The 16,433-nt window shown below is 68.1% G+C and carries 16 protein-coding genes and 1 tRNA gene; 14 read left to right on the top strand and 3 right to left on the bottom strand.

Translation table 11 applies throughout. The annotated features are described in order from the left end of the window. The first annotated feature begins 81 nt into the window (after positions 1-81). From VH569_RS11540 to VH569_RS11505, 8 genes are all read left to right on the top strand, one after another. Positions 82-972: a GNAT family N-acetyltransferase gene (locus VH569_RS11540; RefSeq protein WP_423315463.1), complete on the top strand. Its 891-nt coding sequence runs from the start codon at positions 82-84 to the stop codon at positions 970-972. A 7-nt stretch (positions 973-979) separates the two neighbouring features. After that, on the top strand, positions 980-1,843 hold the full coding sequence (locus VH569_RS11535) for a lysophospholipid acyltransferase family protein (protein WP_423315462.1): 864 nt from the start codon (positions 980-982) through the stop codon (positions 1,841-1,843). A 47-nt stretch (positions 1,844-1,890) separates the two neighbouring features. Continuing rightward, a tRNA-Gly gene (locus VH569_RS11530) sits at positions 1,891-1,964 on the top strand. 201 nt (positions 1,965-2,165) lie between these two features. Continuing rightward, positions 2,166-2,414, top strand: a complete 249-nt coding sequence (locus tag VH569_RS11525; RefSeq protein ID WP_109052293.1) for a hypothetical protein — start codon at positions 2,166-2,168, stop codon at positions 2,412-2,414. A gap of 656 nt (positions 2,415-3,070) precedes the next feature. Next, the gene (locus VH569_RS11520) at positions 3,071-3,661 is read left to right on the top strand and encodes a YgjV family protein (protein WP_423315461.1); all 591 of its coding nucleotides are present in this window, start codon (positions 3,071-3,073) and stop codon (positions 3,659-3,661) included. A gap of 134 nt (positions 3,662-3,795) precedes the next feature. Further along, positions 3,796-4,239, top strand: a complete 444-nt coding sequence (locus tag VH569_RS11515) for a PA2169 family four-helix-bundle protein (RefSeq protein WP_377808230.1) — start codon at positions 3,796-3,798, stop codon at positions 4,237-4,239. 151 nt (positions 4,240-4,390) lie between these two features. Further along, positions 4,391-4,630: a hypothetical protein gene (locus tag VH569_RS11510; protein WP_423315460.1), complete on the top strand. Its 240-nt coding sequence runs from the start codon at positions 4,391-4,393 to the stop codon at positions 4,628-4,630. Between the two features lie 168 nt (positions 4,631-4,798). Continuing rightward, positions 4,799-6,616, top strand: a complete 1,818-nt coding sequence (locus tag VH569_RS11505; protein ID WP_423315459.1) for a hypothetical protein — start codon at positions 4,799-4,801, stop codon at positions 6,614-6,616. A gap of 30 nt (positions 6,617-6,646) precedes the next feature. Here the strand turns inward: VH569_RS11505 and VH569_RS11500 are convergent, their stop codons facing one another. The 3 genes from VH569_RS11500 to VH569_RS11490 all read right to left on the bottom strand — a co-directional run bounded on the left by VH569_RS11500 (position 6,647) and on the right by VH569_RS11490 (position 10,884). Beyond that, the gene (locus VH569_RS11500) at positions 6,647-7,429 is read right to left on the bottom strand and encodes a DUF1003 domain-containing protein (RefSeq protein ID WP_423315458.1); all 783 of its coding nucleotides are present in this window, start codon (positions 7,427-7,429) and stop codon (positions 6,647-6,649) included. Between the two features lie 295 nt (positions 7,430-7,724). Continuing rightward, a complete protein-coding gene (locus tag VH569_RS11495) occupies positions 7,725-9,548 on the bottom strand; it encodes a phosphoenolpyruvate carboxykinase (GTP) (protein ID WP_423315456.1) in 1,824 nt (607 codons plus the stop codon). Positions 9,549-10,029: 481 nt separating this feature from the next. Beyond that, complete coding sequence (locus tag VH569_RS11490) at positions 10,030-10,884, bottom strand: HugZ family protein (protein WP_423315455.1); 855 nt, start codon at positions 10,882-10,884, stop codon at positions 10,030-10,032. Positions 10,885-11,214: 330 nt separating this feature from the next. Here VH569_RS11490 and VH569_RS11485 point away from each other — a divergent pair, with 330 nt between their 5' ends. From VH569_RS11485 to VH569_RS11460, 6 genes are all read left to right on the top strand, one after another. After that, positions 11,215-11,910 carry a response regulator transcription factor gene (locus VH569_RS11485; protein WP_423315454.1) on the top strand — a complete coding sequence of 232 codons (696 nt, stop codon included), beginning with the start codon at positions 11,215-11,217 and terminating at the stop codon, positions 11,908-11,910. Between the two features lie 4 nt (positions 11,911-11,914). Further along, the gene (locus VH569_RS11480) at positions 11,915-13,624 is read left to right on the top strand and encodes a stimulus-sensing domain-containing protein (protein WP_423315452.1); all 1,710 of its coding nucleotides are present in this window, start codon (positions 11,915-11,917) and stop codon (positions 13,622-13,624) included. Between the two features lie 226 nt (positions 13,625-13,850). Continuing rightward, positions 13,851-14,243 carry a hypothetical protein gene (locus VH569_RS11475; RefSeq protein WP_423315451.1) on the top strand — a complete coding sequence of 131 codons (393 nt, stop codon included), beginning with the start codon at positions 13,851-13,853 and terminating at the stop codon, positions 14,241-14,243. 198 nt (positions 14,244-14,441) lie between these two features. Further along, on the top strand, positions 14,442-14,900 hold the full coding sequence (locus tag VH569_RS11470) for an HPr kinase/phosphorylase (RefSeq protein WP_109052304.1): 459 nt from the start codon (positions 14,442-14,444) through the stop codon (positions 14,898-14,900). Positions 14,901-14,917: 17 nt separating this feature from the next. Then, positions 14,918-15,910 (top strand): RNase adapter RapZ, encoded by a 993-nt coding sequence (gene rapZ, locus VH569_RS11465; protein ID WP_423315582.1) that lies wholly within the window; start codon positions 14,918-14,920, stop codon positions 15,908-15,910. A 122-nt stretch (positions 15,911-16,032) separates the two neighbouring features. Continuing rightward, a complete protein-coding gene (locus tag VH569_RS11460) occupies positions 16,033-16,431 on the top strand; it encodes a PTS sugar transporter subunit IIA (protein WP_042690507.1) in 399 nt (132 codons plus the stop codon). Positions 16,432-16,433 lie beyond the last annotated feature (2 nt).

Here is a 16,433-nt window from a genome sequence, read left to right as displayed (position 1 = left end):
GCCCGGCCGCCGTGGCCCGGCGGTGGCAGGCAGGGAGGCGCAGCGCATAGTCCCGAACCATCATCGCAGCGGACCCTCGACATGGCTGATGCAAGCTTGGACCAGCCGGGCATGACCCGGACTAGCCCGGAGCGGCGCGAGGCGTCCGCACCCGACCCCGGTGTCGGTGGCGAGAAGCTGACGGACGGCATTCGCCTGGGCACCCTGGAGGTGCGGCTGGCCCGCTCGGCGGAAGAGATCGATTGGGCGCAGGCGCTGCGCTACCGCGTCTTCTATGAAGAGATGGCGGCGGTTCCCTCGCCGGCGATGCAGGCCCGGTCCCGTGATTTCGACGATTACGACGGTGTGGCCGATCATCTGCTGGTCATCGACCATGCCCGCGGCAACGGCCCCGACATGGTGGTCGGAACCTACCGGCTGATCCGCCGCCCCGCCGCCGAGAAGGTCGGCCGTTTCTATTCCAGCGACGAATACGACATCGACCGCCTCGCCAGCTATCCCGGCGAGGTGCTGGAGCTGGGGCGCTCCTGTGTCGATGCCGGCTATCGGTCCCGCGGCAGCATGCAGCTGCTGTGGCAGGGCATCGCCGCCTATGTGTTCCAGCACGACATCGCCCTGATGTTCGGCTGCGCCAGCCTGCCCGGTACCGATCCGGATGCGCTGGCGGAGCCGCTGTCCTACCTCTACCACCATCATCTGGCCCCTCCGGAGCTGCGGGCGACGGCCTTGCCGGAACGCTTCGTGTCGCTGAACCGCATGCCCAAGGACCAGATCGATCCGCGCCGCGCGCTGAACATCCTGCCGCCGCTGATCAAGGGCTATCTGCGGCTGGGCGGCTTCATCGGCGACGGTGCCGTGATCGACCATCAGTTCAACACCACCGACGTCTGCATCGTGGTGAAGAGCGATCTGATCACCGACAAGTATGCCAAGCATTACGAGCGTCGCAGCCGCGACAGCCAAGCCGGCTGAGGCGACCATGAACCGCACCGCGCGCGCCTTGGGCTCCTCCGGCCGCGGCGCCCTGCGCCTGACGGTCTATCTGCTGTGGACTCTGCTGCTGATCCCGCTGCAGGCCCTGGCGGTGGCGCGGAACTGGCGTCTGTGCCGCACCCTGCCCGCCTTCTATCACGGCGCCTGTGCCCGGCTGATCGGGCTGGATGTGGTGGTGCGCGGCCAGCGGGCCGACGGGCCGGTGCTGTTCGTGTCCAACCACTCCTCCTACCTGGACATCATTGTGCTGGGGTCGCAGATCCCCGGCTCCTTCGTCGCCAAGTCGGAGGTCGGGTCCTGGCCCTTCTTCGGCCTGCTGGCCCGGCTTCAGCGCACGGTGTTCGTGGAACGCAAGGCCCGCGCCTCGGTCGACAAGCAGCGCGACGACATCGGCAGCCGTCTGGATGGCGGCGACAGCCTGATCCTGTTCCCGGAGGGCACCTCCAGCGACGGCAACCGCACCCTGCCCTTCAAGACCGCCCTGTTCGCCGTCGCCGCCCGCCGCATCGACGGCCGTCCGCTGACGGTGCAGCCGGTCAGCGTCGCCGCCACCCGCCTGGACGGCATCCCGATGGGCTTCGCCTTCCGTCCCTTCTATGCCTGGTACGGCGACATGGATCTGGCGCCGCACCTGTGGCAGGCCTTCCGCCTGGGCGGCATGACGGTCGAGGTGGAGTTCCATCCGCCGGTGACCATCGACGGCTTCAGCAGCCGCAAGGCGCTGGCCGAGCATTGCCATCGGGTGATTTCCGACGGCGTCGCCTGCGCCATCTCCGGCCGTCCGTCCGTCCCCGTCCCGGCGACAGAAGCCACCTCTCCAGCCTCCGCTCCCACCGCCGCGAGTACTTGATTCCGCTCTTGTATCCGATGCAGCACTCGCCTATAAACAGCGGGCGCGCGGGTGTAGCTCAATGGTAGAGCAGAAGCTTCCCAAGCTTACGACGAGGGTTCGATTCCCTTCACCCGCTCCAAACCGCATGCCGGCTGCATGGCATCCGGCCTTGGGCCGCTTTCCTTCCTGAAAATTTGAAATTTCAAAGACGGGCGGTTCGCACCGATGGGTGCGGATGGGCGCTCTCTTTTGCGTGGGCGGTTCGCCGATGGCGCAATTGCTCGAAGAGCCCCGATCTCTGAAGCTGGGCGATGCCGTTCAGCAGAGAGGGGAACCGCCGATGCCGCCGATCGAAAGAGCCCGCAGGCTGAGCCGCTCGTTGCAGGCACGTTTCCGCATCGACCTGTTCTCCGCCCTCGTGGAGCGCGAGTTCGAACGGCGTCTGGCCGACGCCATCGTGGAGGCCGAACGCGACGCCTATCGGCGCGGGCGTGAAGAGGCACAGGCGGGGCTGGCCGCCGGTGCGGTCAGTCCAGTTCAGCGGCCGGAAGCGGCGGTTCGGCCGGACGGCCCGCCCATGACCATGTAAGGCCGGCGCGCTCGGCGCAGGCATAATGCCAGGGGCTCTGGTCGCCATGCCCGGCCCAATGGGGGTCGCCGGCACGGATCGGCCGGCCACAGGAACAACACAGCGGCCCGTTGCGGCCGGCACGGCCAGCATGCGCGCGCGATGCGCCGGTCTTGGTCGACTTCGGCTTCGCTTCCCAGCCCAGTGAGGCGGGATGCCGTCCATACAGCGCCATGGTGGTTCCCCCGGTTCGCTCTGATTGCGTTCGCCCTGATTGCGGATGATCCCCCGATCCCGGTCCGGCGACCCTCGCAACGAATCCTCCGAAAACGAGGCTGTCGATAACGATGCCGCCGTGACGGGGCGAGAATGCCGTCCTCACTCCGCTTTGCCAACGACAAGGATGGACAGGATCCAACCCGAAATCGCCGGGCTCGCACCTGTGCAGTCTTTCAAAACCATTTCCGTCACAGGGCACCGGAGCAGAGAACACACAATAATCACCGGCTTTGACGATGGGAGACACATGATTGCGCTTCCCAACTTTCGGTGGTTGCCAGCCGGTCGTCTTTTGGTCTGTTTCCGGTCACATCGATGTTCATATCTGGTTAACCGTCCGGGACTAGCGTCCGCCGCCTTCGCTGCACTGCGGCATGTTCTTCGTGCGAAGGCGTTCCATGACGGCATTTCTGCTGGATTATCTTCCGACCCTGACCTCCCACTCCGTCACGCTGTCGCCGGTTGCGGCAACCGGCATCGCCGGACTGTCGGCGGCCACCCTGTCTACGCTGCTCGGCGGCCGGCGGGCGATCCTGCTGGCGCAGGCGACCGCCTCTTCCCTCTTCCTGCTTCACTTCCTGTTGCTGGGCGCCCAGACCGGCATGCTGATGTGCGGGCTGGGGTTGATCCAGATGGCGGTGCGTATCCGCCGGCATCCCGGCCGGGTGCTCGGCCTTCTCTATGGGCTGACCGTTCCGGCGGCCCTGGCGGTGGCGGCGCTGAGCTGGCAGGGGCCGATGTCGGCGCTGTCGGCAACCGGTTTCCTGCTGGCCACGCTCGGCCGCTGGCAGAGCGGGGTTGGGCGGATGCGCCTGTTCTTCATCCTGGCGACCCTGGTCGGGTCGGGACACAATCTGCTGGCCGGCTCGGTCTTCGGACTGGTGTCGGACGCGATGGGCCTGTCCGGTCATTGCATCGGCCTGTGGCGGGCGGGGATCTTCCGCAGCCGCCCCTTCCCCGCACGCATCGCCCCGGAAGTGGCGGCATAAGGCGTCCTCGTCCGCCTGCCCGCCCTGTCTCTCCCGCCCTGTCTCTCCCGGAGTGCTCCCGGTGGCTGGTGGGAACATTCAGCCCTGCGCATTGGTTGTGGCACCGTAGGGGACGCATGGGAGGGCTTGCCGTCATGGAAAAGGACGAGATCGTCGATACGCTGAACGAGCTGATCCGGATCGTCGAGGACAGCCACGAAGGCTACCGGCAGGCCGCCGAATCCGCCGGGGACGAGGATCTGAAGGCCCTGTTCAACGATCTCGCCGCCCAGCGCGGCGCCATCGTGCGCGAGATTCAGCGGCTGGTCGCCGAACAGGGCGGGGCGCCGGACATGGGCGGCACCATGCTGGGCGGCGCCCACCGCTTCTTCCTGGAACTGAAATCCACCGTGCTCGGCCATGACCGGGCCGCCATCATCACCGAGGTCGAGCGCGGCGAAAGCGAATGCCTGCGCCGCTATGACGAGGCGATGGCGAAGGAGCTTCCGCTGCCGATCACCGCGGTGATCGCCCAGCATCTCGACCGCATCCGCGTCGACCGGGACCGCATGGCGGCCCTGCGTGGGGTGGTGGCTTGATGGTGCGTCGCAGCATTGCGGGTGTGGAAAAGCGGGCGTAGGCTTTTTCCAATGGCTGCAACGAACCGGTACGGCCGCAGGGTTGTGCCGCAGCCATTGCCGATCATCCGGCTCCGGTGGCCGGATGTCCACTCCACCTGGACATGGATTGATGAACAGCGACAAACCGAAGACCGCGGATCTGGTCGGCAACGATCTGGTGACGATTGGCGCTTTCGCCCTGTATCGCGCCGAGAATGCCCACCGTGTGTCCGAATTCGAGAAGTCCCAGAATGCCGAGGCGGCCATCGCCGCCGATTTCGACGCCTACCGCACCCGTTACCTGCGGAAGTTCAAGGACGTCTTCGAAAGCCTGTCCCAACAGGGGCTGACCGTCACCCGCGCGGTCTGAGCGTCCCATGGACGACGCCCGGCACGGCGACTGCCGTCCGGGCGTCGTCCACCCCGCTTTCCGTCTTCAAACTCCGCCGCCGCGGCAAGCCGTCCGCACCGACGGATCGCGGCTTGAAACGAATGGGAAAGCTGCGGTGCCGCCGCTATACTGCGCGGCATGGCCCGTATGCTGTTCCTCCGCGACATCGACGCCGACGTGCAACTGCGCTGCCGCGCCTGCGGACATGGCGGCGTGCTGCCCCGTGCCATGCTGGAGCGGCGCTTCGGCCCCAATTACCCGGTTCTGTCGATTGCGCCGCATTATCGCTGCTCGCGCTGCGACTCCCGCGATATCGAAAGCCGGCCGATCCTGGCCGTTCCGGCACTCCCCACCGCCGCCCCCGCCGATGACGAGCCGTCCTTCGATGCGCCGCTGGCGGCGCTGAACGGGCTGCTCGCCTCGCTGCGGGGAAATGATGGGCCGGACACGGCCGGGGACAGGGATCCGCCCCTCCCGCCTCCCCCCGCCCCCACTCGCGTCAAGCCCCTGTCGGAGCTTCCGCTGTCCGACCTCGTGGCCGACGGCCCGGGCGATGGCGAGGCCGAACCGTTGTGGGAGCCGGTCTCCCTCGCCGACATGGCGGCCCGGCTTGGCCGCAACTCGCCGCCCGACGAGTGGGACGACGATCCGGACGAGGAACCGACTGCGGGCGATCCCAGGTTTCCGGCCAAGCTCCCGGCCAACGACACGTTGCCGGAACCGGGTCCTGCGGGCGCTCCGGACGATGATGATGATGAGGATGGCGACGACGAGACGCTGATGGCGATGCGCCAGCTGCTGGCACAGGCCTATGGATCGGATGACGAGTTCGATGACGATCAGGGGGACGATCGGGAGGACGAGCGGGACGGCGCCATGCCGCAGTCTCCCGCCGGTCGCGCCGCGAACCCCGCTGACCGCCGGCCTGCCGACGATTTCGGCCGCGACGGTTTCAGCGGCGATTCGAGTGGCGGAAGGCCTGCCTCCGGTCCTGACGATGACGAACCGCCGGTCTTCTCGCACAAGGTTCTGGTGCGCCGGGATTTCGAGGACGAGTGGGCCGATAGCGATACCGACACCGATACCGACCCCTGGGCGGCGGACGCGGAGGACGACGACCGCGAGGACGGGTTCGACGACGGGGAGCCGGACGGCGAGGAACCGTCGGAGGAGGACATCCTGTCCTTCGCCATCCGCGACCCGGAAAAGCCCGTCAAAGCCTCCCGTCCCGCCAAAGCTGTGCCGCCGCCGGCCGCCGAGCCGCTCGACTTCGATCAGCACCGCGCCGAACGCCGTGCCCTGCGCCCGTCGCCGCCGGAGGACGAGGAAGGCTTCGACCGTACTCTGGCCGCCCTGCGGTCGATGATCGAGGATGCGGCGAGCGGGACGGAGGAGGAAGAGGCTCCGCCCCCGCCGCGCAGGACGTCGCGCGGCGCTGGCCAGACGGCCGACAGGTCCGCGGCGAAGCCGGTGGACAAGCCTCTCCCCCGCGAGGAAGAGGAGGATGAGCCGCCGGCCGGGCGGGACAATGACGATGGCTGGTCGCTGCCGGCCGGCTGGGGCGATCCCGACCCGGCGCCGGAGCCGCCCGCACCGGATCCCGCCTCCCCCGACACGGCCCCCGCCGGGCGCCGCTCGGCCCAGGAACGCGAGATCGAGGAGGCGATGAAGGCCCTGCGCGGGCTGATCGAGGACGAGGTGAACGCCGACCCGCCGGCATCCCCCCTGGCATCTCCCCCGGCGCCTCCGCCGACCCAACCGAAGCCCCGCGCCGGCAAGCCGCGCCCGGCCCGCGGCGGACCGGCCGCGCCGGATGCCGTCCGTCCGCAAAGCGTCCAGGCACCGGATGTGGCGCCGCCGGAAGAGGACATGTCCGGCAAGCCTGCCGGTGAGCCGACGCCGCTCAGCAAGACCATCGCCGCGCTGCGCGGCATGCTGGAGCTGGACGGCCGGCGCAAGCGCTGACGCGCCCCGTCCCCTCCGGCCGGAGGGCGCTTATCGCCGCAGGCGCTTTTCCTGCATGATTTCCAGCTGCAACTGCTGGATCTCGGTCAGCCGCTGCCACTGGCGCTGGATCAGATAATCCATCTTCTCGTGCAGGTGCCGGATTTCCAGCTCGGCCTTCAGGTTGACGCGATAGTCGTTTTCCGAACGCAGGCGGTCCTTCGCCTCCTGCCGCTTCTGGCTCATCATGATGACCGGCGCCTGGATGGCCGCCAGACAGGACAGCAGCAGGTTCAGCAGGATGAAGGGATAGGGATCGAAGGCGCGCGCATCGCCCTCGATGATGTTGATCAGCATCCACACGCCGAGGAAGAAGGCGAAGGAGAGCAGGAAGGCCCAGCTGCCGCCGAAGGTGGCGAGGCCGTCCGACAGCCGTTCGCCCAGCGTGCGGTGGTCGTCGTATTCCTCCTCCGGGTTCTCGGCCAGTGTCTCGTGCCGGGCGAGGCTTTCGGCGACCTCGCGGTCCAGCTCGCTGAGTTCGCCATGCTCCTCCTTCAGCAGCTCGGCGACATAGAGCGAACGGTAGCGCGCCAGCTCCTGCCGGCTGATCTGCGCGTCCGCCTCCAGATGCGGGTGGTCGTGGCGGATGCGGTCGGCCAGGCTGGGGCGCAGCGCGTCGAGCGCGATCAGGTCGCGCTTCGGCCGGCGCTTGCCGCTGATGGCGCAGGGCTGCCGCTTGGACGCCAGCGGGCCGCCGGCCTCCTCCTCGCCGGACGGAGAGGTCGGTTCGGCGGACTCGTCACCGTCCTCCGGTGGAAACTGATGATCGGTCAAGACCTCGCCCTCCCTGCATGCACACTCCGGCGCGGGCGACTTTATGCCTGATTATTTTGACAATCCGGTTAAATCACCGAAAGGCGAAGACCGCGGGTAAGGAAGCGGTCGCCTTGCTAAGACTGGACATGACCGGCGATGCCCGTCGCATTGGCTGTCCATCGGGCAATTCTAGATGAATTCCGGTTCATCTTCGCCCCGAACGGACAGCGCCAACGGAAAAGGGGCCGCCTTGCGGCAGCCCCTATCCTTACTTGACCGATGGGCCTTACCTGCGACCCCGTGTCCTGGACGGTCAGCCGATGTGCCAGACGTCCGGGCTGTTCTCCAGCCGCTTCAGGACGGCGACGCGCTGCTGCTCGATCTCCTCGGGCAGACGGTCGCCGAAGCGGTTGAACAGCTCCTCCTGGTCCTTCGCCTCGGCCTCGGCCTCCTTGCGGTCGATGTCCATGATCTTGGCGAACTTGTCGGCCGGGAAGGTCAGGCCGGACCAGTTCAGATCCTGGTAGCGCGGGGAATAGCCGAAGGGCGATTCCGCCACGTCGGTGGCGCGGCCGCGGACGCGGTCGACGATCCACTTCAGCACGCGCATGTTGTCGCCGAAGCCCGGCCAGACGAACTTGCCGTTCTCGTCCTTGCGGAACCAGTTGACGCGGTAGATGCGCGGCAGGCTCTCGACCTTGCCTTCCATCGACAGCCAGTGGTTCCAGTAGTCGGCCATGTTGTAGCCGCAGAAGGGCAGCATGGCGAACGGGTCGCGGCGGATGGCGGCCTGGCCGACAGCGGCGGCGGTGGCCTCCGAGCCCATGGTCGCCGCCCAATAGACGCCCTCGCGCCAGTTGTAGGCCTCGAACACCAGCGGGAAGGTCTTCGACAGGCGGCCGCCGAAGATGAAGGCGCTGATCGGGACGCCGGCCGGATCCTCCCAGGCCGGGTCGATCGACGGGCACTGGGCGGCCGGCGCGGTGAAGCGGCTGTTCGGGTGGGCGGCGACGCGGCCGCAGCCCGGGGTCCAGTCCTTGCCCTGCCAGTCGATCAGGTGCGCCGGCGCCTCGTCGGTCAGGCCTTCCCACCACACGTCGCCGTCGTCGGTCAGCGCGACGTTGGTGAAGATGACGTTGTGGTCCAGCGTCTTCAGCGCGTTCGGGTTCGACTTCACGCTGGTGCCGGGGGCGACGCCGAAGAAGCCGGCCTCCGGGTTGATGGCGCGCAGCGTGCCGTCGGGCTGCGGCTTGATCCAGGCGATGTCGTCACCGATGGTGCGGACCTTCCAGCCCTCGAACTCCTTCGGCGGGACCAGCATGGCGAAGTTGGTCTTGCCGCAGGCCGACGGGAAGGCGGCGCCGACATAGGTCTTCTCGCCGGCCGGGCTTTCCACGCCGAGGATCAGCATGTGCTCGGCCAGCCAGCCCTGCTCGCGGCCCATCGCCGAGGCGATGCGCAGCGCGAAGCACTTCTTGCCGAGCAGCGCGTTGCCGCCGTAGCCGGAGCCGTAGGAGACGATGCGGTGCTCGTCGGGGAAATGGACGATGTACTTGTTGTCGGCGTTGCAGGGCCAGGCCACGTCCGGCTGGCCGGGCTCCAGCGGGGCGCCGATGGAGTGCAGGCAGGGAACGAAATCGCCGTCGCCTAGGATGTCCAGCACCTTCTGGCCCATGCGGGTCATCAGGCGCATGTTGACCGCCACATAGGGGCTGTCGGAGATCTGCACGCCGATGTGGGCGATGTCGGAGCCCAGCGGACCCATGCTGAACGGCACCACATACAGGGTGCGGCCGCGCATGCAGCCTTCGAACAGGCCGTCCAGCTTGGCCTTCATCTCGGCCGGGTCCATCCAGTTGTTGGTCGGACCGGCTTCCTCGCGCGTCTTCGAGCAGATGTAGGTGCTGTCCTCGACACGGGCGACGTCGCCCGGATCGGAGCGGCAGAGGAAGGAGTTCTGGCGCTTGGCCTCGTTCAGGCGGATGAAGGTGCCGGCCTCGACCATCTCGTTGCAGAGACGGTCATATTCCTCCTGCGACCCGTCGCACCAGTGAACGCGCTCCGGCTTGCATTTCAGGGCGATCTCCTCGACCCAGGCCAGGAGCTTCTTGTTCCGCGTCCGTGTGTTACCAGTCATATCGTCCCTCTCGAAGGCTGGGCCGGTGTTGCCGCGCCGGGCATGCCCCTTGTCCGGGGATCCCGCGGCCGGTCCGGCCGTTCTTTCGTCCGTTGTCGTGTCAGATGGATGGCATCCGCCGCATCAGCGGCGTGCCGGTCCGAACGGGCGGCCGGGCTGCGAACCCGCCGCGATGCGCGGCACCGGCAGGGTGCGGCGACGATACGGTGCAAAAGGCGGTCCTGAGGCGACAGGTCTGGGGGCCAATGGCCCGGACGGGAAACGGGTCGATCCGTTATGGTCCACTGAAGTGTTCTCCTGGTTGCGCGTGCCCGCGCGCCGCGTTTTTGTTTTTGGTGCGGCGCCCGGTGGTGTCGAAGCGACCTCTCGGCTGGTCGTTCAAGGCTAACGGTTGGCTTCTCGTCTCTCTCGGCTTCGTTTTTCGCTGACCGTTCTTTTGTTTTTTTCGATCTTTTCTTGTTTTTGCGCAGCGGTACGGCTGTCAGGTGCCTCCGCCGCCGTCCGGTGGGGTTCCAGCCGGTCCTGTCCCGGATGTCGATCCTCCGGGTTGTCCCGACCCGTCCGGCGGCCGGACCAGCGTGTCCAGCATCAGTTTAGCCGATTCGGGGTCATGGATTCTCTGCTCAAAATCGACGCGGGCGACGTACCCCCCGCGTCGCAGGTCGCATCCCTCCGGGTCGATCCCGGTCAAGCTCCAGCCGTCCTTTTCACCATCGGTGGCGGGCGCCAGCCGGGGGCCGTACCCCTCGCCGTTCAGACGGTCGAGCAGCGCCGCTTCGCTCGCCGCCAATGCGGGGTCGGCAGCGGGGAGGTCCAGCTCCGCGGCGGACAGCCAGTGGATGCGGCCGAAGCCGGCGACCAGATGGGCGCGCTCCACCGCCACGCGGTAGATCGCGAAGTCGCCGAAACCGGCATAGAGGGCGGCGTCGGGATGGCGGCGCAGGTAGCGCGCGCGGTGCTCCGGATCGTCCGACCGCCCGGCCCGGCCCTGAACCGACAGGCGCGCGCCGGTCAGCGGCTGCGCCAGCCCGGCGGTGCCGTCGAACAGCAGCCCGACCCGGCCGTCGGCCAGCAGGTTGCGCGTGTGGTCGGCGAGCGTGGACAGGAGAAGCAACGGGCTGCCGTCATGGTCGAACGCAACCAGCACCAGCGAGGGATAGGGCCAGCCGGCGGCATCCGCCATCGCCCCGGCGCCCTCGTCGGGCGCCCGTTGCACGGTCGCCAGCGCGGCGCGGTCGCAGGCGCGCATCAGGCGTCGGGCACGCAAGGCCGGAGCCATGGTCGCCGGAGCCGGGTTGGCTTGAGCCGCGCTGGGCCGGTCGGGACCCGGCGGCATCGCGCCCCCCTGGCCGTCCGAAGTGGCGCCGGCCGGAGAGGACGCGGAAAGGGCGTTCGAAAAACTCATTCCAAAACGAGCGCGTTCTCCCGCGCGGCACCGTTGTTCGGCGCCGCATTGCCGCCATATTGGCCCATACAAATGCTGCGGGAAAAGAGAAAACTGCCGCTGGTACCTGGACTCTGGCATAAAGTATTGGAATGACCACTCGTCCTATGCCTGATGTTTCCGCTAACATTACCGGGTCCCGGCAGTTCGACCGCTGCAACCTGTTCCCGACTGTCCGTTCCCCACTGTCCCTGCCCCGCTTCGATAGGATCAGTTACGACCATGGCCCACACCGTCGCCCTGGTGGATGACGACCGCAACATCCTGGCCTCGGTCTCCATCGCCCTGGAGGCCGAGGGCTTCGACGTGCGCACCTACACCGACGGCGCCGAGGCGCTGCGCGGATTGAGCCAGCGCCCGCCCGACCTCGCCGTGCTCGACATCAAGATGCCGCGCATGGACGGCATGGAGTTGCTGCAACGCCTGCGCCAGACCAGCCAGATGCCCGTCATCTTCCTGACCAGCAAGGACGACGAGCTGGACGAGCTGATGGGCCTGCGCATGGGCGCCGACGACTACATCAAGAAGCCCTTCTCGCAGCGCCTGCTGATCGAGCGCATCCGGGCGCTGCTGCGGCGCGAGGCCCTGCGCGGCGAGAGCCCGGAGGTCGATCCCGGCCAGATCATCACCCGTGGCCCGCTGCTGCTGGACGGCGCCCGCCATGCCTGCAGCTGGAAGGGCCAGCCGATCGACCTGACCGTGACCGAGTTCCTGCTGGTGCGCGCGCTGGCCCAGCGGCCGGGCCATGTGAAGAACCGCGACCAGCTGATGGACGCGGCCTATGGCGAGCATGTCTATGTCGACGACCGCACCATCGACAGCCACATCAAGCGGCTGCGCAAGAAGTTCAAGGCCATCGACGCCGACTTCTCCCAGATCGAAACGCTCTATGGCGTCGGCTACCGGTACAAGGAATAACGCGGTGTCCACGCTCGGCGGGGCAGGGGGCGGCAGGCGGCGGAGGCTGGGCGGCGTCTCGCCGCTGACCCTGCGCATCCTCGCGGTGAACGTGCTGGCGCTGCTGGTGCTGCTGGCGGGGCTGCTCTATCTCGGCCGCTACCAGGACCGGCTGATCCAGGCGGAGACCGAGGCGCTGGCGACGGAGGCGCGCATCTTCGCCTCGGCGCTCGGCGAAGGGGCGGTGAACCGCATCCTGACCGCCCCCTCCCCCACCGGGGACGAGAGCGGCGAGCGGTTCGAACTGGCGCCCGAACTGGCCCGGCCGATGATCCGCCGGCTGGCGGAGGCGACGTCGACCCGCACCCGCCTCTTCGACATCGACGGCCACATGCTGTCCGACAGCCGGGTGCTGGTGGGCTCGCAGGGCCGCATCGAAATCCGCGAGCTGCCGACCCCGCCGTCCGGCGATCCGGTCAGCCGGGCGATCAATGACCTCTACACCCGCCTGATCGACGTGGTGCCCAGCCGCGAAGGGCTGCCGGTCTACCGCGAGCAGCCGGGCCAGCCCAACCCCGACGTGGAGCGGGCGCTGGTCGGCGAGGCGGCGGCCACCGTCTGGCGCGTCGACGGCGCCGGCGGCGACCCGGAACTGCTGCTGACCGTGGCGGTTCCGGTCCAGCGCTACCGCGAGGTGCTGGGGGCGGTGCTGCTGACCCGCGGCGGCGGCGAGATCGACCGCGCCATCCGCTCCGTCCGCTTCGACATCCTGCGGGTGTTCGGCGTGGCGCTGCTGGTGACCATCGGCCTGTCCTTCTATCTGGCCGGCACCATCGCCCGGCCGATCCGCCGGCTGGCCCAGGCCGCCGACCGGCTGCGCACCAGCCACGGGCGCCATGCCGAGATCCCCGACCTGACCCGCCGCGGCGACGAGATCGGCGAGCTGTCCGGCGTGCTGCGCGAGATGACCGACGCGCTGTGGACGCGGATGGACGCCATCGAGCGCTTCGCCGCCGACGTCGCCCACGAGATCAAGAATCCGCTGACCTCGCTGCGCAGTGCCGTGGAGACGGCGGAGCGCGTCAGCGACCCGCGCCACCGCGACCGGCTGATGGCGATCATCGCCGACGACGTGCAGCGGCTGGACCGGCTGATCAGCGACATCTCCAACGCCTCCCGCCTGGATGCCGAACTGTCGCGGGCGGAGCCGGAGCCGGTGGACATCGGCCTGTTGCTGACCATGCTGGCCGAACTGCGCCAGACGGTTGCCGCAACCATGGACGAGCGGGTGGCGGCCGGAGACGGCGAGGACGGCGGGACCCGGCTGCGGCCGCCGCGGGTCGTGCTAGACCTGCCGGCCGCCGAGCGGCTGGTGGTGCCGGGGCTGGAAGGGCGCCTGACCCAGGTGTTCCAGAACCTGATCGACAACGCCCTGTCCTTCTCGCCGCCCGGCGGCACGGTGCGGCTGACCGCAAGGCGCAGCGGCCCCAGCGTCAAGGTGGTCGTGTCGGACCAGGGGCCGGGCATCCCCGACGGCAAGGAGGAGGCGATCTTCGACCGCTTCTACACCGAACGTCCGGCGGGCGAGAAATTCGGGACCCACTCCGGTCTCGGCCTATCGATTGCCAAGCAGATAGTCAGCGCACACAATGGTTCTGTATTTGCGAAAAATCGTTATGTATCGGACGGGACCATCGAGGGTGCCGACTTCGTGGTGACTCTGCCTTTGCTGTGAGAAACTCTGCGGAATTTCATACATCCTTCCCACTCTCGGCTAGACAAGCCCAGTCCAACCATCGATCATGATCCTGGTCGTTCTCGCTTGTCGGCTGCCGGGTCGGACGGACCATGCCGGTCCGGTTGTATATGCCTGCACCATACGGCAACGGGAGGGTGGCCATACCCCGGGACAAAGATGTGGGGTCGCCATGCCTGAGTGCGTTCCGCCCGAATCCTCCTCCGTGCACACGCTGTCCCCGACCGGCCGCCGTTCCGCCGCCCCGGGTGCTGGTGTCGCGCCGGGCGACGTCGTCGACCTGCGCCGCTACCGTCTGGCCCGCCTGATCCGGGATGCCGGCCGGCAGCAGGGGGAGCTGGCAAGGATGATGCGGCAATCCGCGCAGGAGCGGACCCAGCTTGCCGAAGCCCTCCAGGGGGCGCAGCGCCACCTCGCCAGCATCGCCGACAACTACAAGGTCCTGCTGGTGCGGCTGAAGCGGGAGAAGGATTTCCGCGACGCCTGCCAGGAGGCGGCGGAGCTGGGGGATCTGGACGAGATGATCCGCCGCCGCGATGCCCTCGCCCTGGAGCTGGAGGCGATCCGCCGCACCCCCCGCGGCGCCGCCGGCGCCTGACGGCGCGCCCACCCCGGCCAGCATCGGCACCATCCGCGCCAGTGTTCTAAGCCCGACCGTTCGCACGGCCATTATCCGCACCGAAAGAACGGTTGGAAGCGGATGGGGGATCCCGGACAGGTTTCCCCGCCTGACCTTGCGGGACACCGTTCCGTTCCCATTGACAGAACCTGCGCCACGTCTCACCTTCGCCAGACTATGGTGACGATTCACGGCACCTGCGTCTTGCTCTCCGGCATCGGCGTGCTGCTGCGTGGGGAGTCCGGACGGGGAAAATCGGATTTGGCCTTGCGACTGATCGATGGCGGAGCCTTGCTGGTCGCGGATGACCGGGTGGCGCTGCATTGCGAATCCGGCCGCCTGACCGCCTCTCCCCCGCCCGCCCTGGCCGGGCTGCTGGAGGTGCGGGGCGTCGGCATTCTTCCCGTTCCGTCGGCCGGGCCGGCCCCCGTCGGTCTCGTCGTCGACCTGCTCGAGCGTGACGAGGTGGACCGTCTGCCGGAGGCGGAGACCGACACGCTGCTGGGCGTCGCCCTGCCCCGCCTGGGCCTGCACGCCTTCGATGCCTCCACCCCCGCGAAGATCCGCCTTGCCGCCGCCAGCCTGTGCGGCGGACGGCTTGACCGGGTGCCCGCCAGCCTTTCGGCTCTATCATGAAACCTCCCGACACTCTGATGTCCGACGTGCCGACCGACCCTGCCGCCCCTGCCGCCCGCGGGCGCATCGTTCTGGTCACCGGCATGTCGGGGGCCGGCATGTCGGTGGCGCTGAAGGCGCTGGAGGATCTGGGCTACGAGGCGGTGGACAATCTGCGTCTGTCGCTGGTGCCGGCTCTGATCCGGCAGGCCGATCCGAAACGCCGGCCGCTGGCCCTGGTGATCGACAGCCGCACCCGCGACTTTTCCGCGCAGAACTTCCTCGACGAGCTTGAGGAACTGCGGCGCGACGGCGATCTCGACGTCCGCCTGGTCTTCCTGGAATGCGGCGACGAGGTGCTGCAACGCCGCTTCACCGAGACGCGCCGCCGCCATCCGCTGGCGGAGGACCGCACGGTGCCCGACGGCATCCAGCGCGAACGCGCCCTGCTGTTCCCGCTGAAGGAGGAAGCCGACGTCACCATCGACACGACGCAACTGTCCATTCACGATTTGCGGCGCATCCTGTCCGGGCATTTCCGGCGTGACGCCCAGGCAGCCTTGCAGGTGTTCGTGACCTCCTTCTCCTTCCGCCAGGGTCTGCCGCGCGAAGCCGATCTGGTCTTCGACGTGCGGTTCCTGACCAACCCGCATTACGACCCGGAGCTTCGGCCGCTGACCGGCCTGAACCCGGCCGTCGCCGCGCGGGTGGAGAGCGATCCCGATTTCCCCGCCTTCTTCGGCAACCTGACGGAACTGCTTCGCCCGTTGCTGCCGCGCTACAACCAGGAAGGCAAGAGCTACCTGACCATCGCCATCGGCTGCACCGGCGGCAAGCACCGGTCGGTCTTCATCGCCGAACGGCTGGCGGCCTGGCTGAAGGAGCAGGGGCTGCGGGTCAATCTCAGCCACCGCGAACTGGAACGGCTGGGCTTGCGGACCGCGGGGGCCGGCCCTGCCTCCAACCAGCAGGCCAACAACCAGCAGACCGGCAGCCAGCAGGCCAACCATCAGGCCAACCATCAGGGATGATGCAAATTGCGCCTTGACGACCATGCGTCCAACCAACGATCCAGATGCGATGAGCGCTGCCGCCCCGCGGCGGCGGCCCTCGCGCAGGTCTCCGGGGAGGACCCAACCTTGAAGGATGTCCCATGATCGGTATGGTTCTTGTCACCCACGGGCGGCTGGCCGAGGAATTCATTGCCGCACTGTTCCACGTGGTGGGCGAACAGCAGCAGGTGCGCGCCGTGTGCATCGGCCCGGACGACGACATGGAACAGCGGCGCCAGGACATCCTGAACTCGGTGGCGGAGGTCGACGACGGGTCGGGCGTCGTGGTGCTGACCGACATGTTCGGCGGCACGCCGTCCAACCTCGCCATCTCGATCATGGACAAGGCGAAGGTCGAGGTGATCGCCGGCGTCAACCTGCCGATGCTGATCAAGCTCGCCAGCGTGCGCAAAACCGAGCCGCTGGACAAATCGGTGATCGCCGCCCGCGATGCCGGACAGAAATACATCAACGTCGCCTCCACCCTCCTGTCGGACTGACC

It is taken from the genome of Azospirillum sp. 11R-A (assembly GCF_049472615.1).
In the GTDB taxonomy this organism is placed as follows: Bacteria; Pseudomonadota; Alphaproteobacteria; order Azospirillales; family Azospirillaceae; genus Azospirillum; species Azospirillum palustre.
The sequence above is the reverse complement of the archived record's forward strand: the minus strand, read 5'-3'. Positions and strand labels throughout refer to the sequence as shown.

Bases quoted from the DNA above. Each gene is read 5' to 3' on its own strand.
- VH569_RS11495 (WP_423315456.1), bottom strand. From the start codon at position 9,548: ATGACTGGTAACACACGGACGCGGAACAAGAAGCTCCTGGCCTGGGTC.
- VH569_RS11460 (WP_042690507.1), top strand. From the start codon at position 16,033: ATGATCGGTATGGTTCTTGTCACCCACGGGCGGCTGGCCGAGGAATTC.
- VH569_RS11535 (WP_423315462.1), top strand. From the start codon at position 980: ATGAACCGCACCGCGCGCGCCTTGGGCTCCTCCGGCCGCGGCGCCCTG.
- VH569_RS11490 (WP_423315455.1), bottom strand. From the start codon at position 10,884: ATGCCGCCGGGTCCCGACCGGCCCAGCGCGGCTCAAGCCAACCCGGCT.
- rapZ (WP_423315582.1), top strand. From the start codon at position 14,918: ATGTCCGACGTGCCGACCGACCCTGCCGCCCCTGCCGCCCGCGGGCGC.
- VH569_RS11470 (WP_109052304.1), top strand. From the start codon at position 14,442: ATGGTGACGATTCACGGCACCTGCGTCTTGCTCTCCGGCATCGGCGTG.
- VH569_RS11515 (WP_377808230.1), top strand. From the start codon at position 3,796: ATGGAAAAGGACGAGATCGTCGATACGCTGAACGAGCTGATCCGGATC.
- VH569_RS11525 (WP_109052293.1), top strand. From the start codon at position 2,166: ATGCCGCCGATCGAAAGAGCCCGCAGGCTGAGCCGCTCGTTGCAGGCA.
- VH569_RS11520 (WP_423315461.1), top strand. From the start codon at position 3,071: ATGACGGCATTTCTGCTGGATTATCTTCCGACCCTGACCTCCCACTCC.
- VH569_RS11485 (WP_423315454.1), top strand. From the start codon at position 11,215: ATGGCCCACACCGTCGCCCTGGTGGATGACGACCGCAACATCCTGGCC.
- VH569_RS11540 (WP_423315463.1), top strand. From the start codon at position 82: ATGGCTGATGCAAGCTTGGACCAGCCGGGCATGACCCGGACTAGCCCG.
- VH569_RS11510 (WP_423315460.1), top strand. From the start codon at position 4,391: ATGAACAGCGACAAACCGAAGACCGCGGATCTGGTCGGCAACGATCTG.
- VH569_RS11505 (WP_423315459.1), top strand. From the start codon at position 4,799: ATGCTGTTCCTCCGCGACATCGACGCCGACGTGCAACTGCGCTGCCGC.